At 65.8% G+C, this 304-nt stretch carries 1 protein-coding gene; it reads left to right on the plus strand.

All coding sequences use genetic code 11. From position 1 onward, the window contains the following. Positions 1-9: 9 nt before the first annotated feature. On the plus strand, positions 10-304 hold a 295-nt coding region (locus tag ABQX22_RS26680; protein WP_349802857.1), incomplete at its 3' end, for an SCO family protein.

Below are 304 nucleotides of genomic sequence, written 5' to 3' on the forward strand. Positions count from 1 at the left end.
AGGTGCGCCATGAAGCGGCGGCGCTTGTGTCTGGCGCTGGTACTGGCGTGGCCGGCATTGGCTGCTGCACGCGGCACCTCCACCGGCGCGCCCGAGACGCGCGCACGCGATTACTTCGGCGACGACACCCTGGTTGACCAAAACGGCGTCGGCCACCGCTTTTATACCGATCTGTTGAGCGAAGGCGTGGTGCTGGTCAACCTGGTGTTTACCAACTGCCCCAACGCCTGCCCGATGCAGACGCAGATGCTGCAGCAGGTGCGCCGGCAGCTGGGCGAGCGTTTCGGCAAGGACGTGCGCTTTC

Origin of the sequence: Xanthomonas sp. WHRI 1810A (genome assembly GCF_040202885.1) — a bacterium.
Lineage (GTDB): Bacteria > Pseudomonadota > Gammaproteobacteria > Pseudomonadales > Pseudomonadaceae > Aquipseudomonas.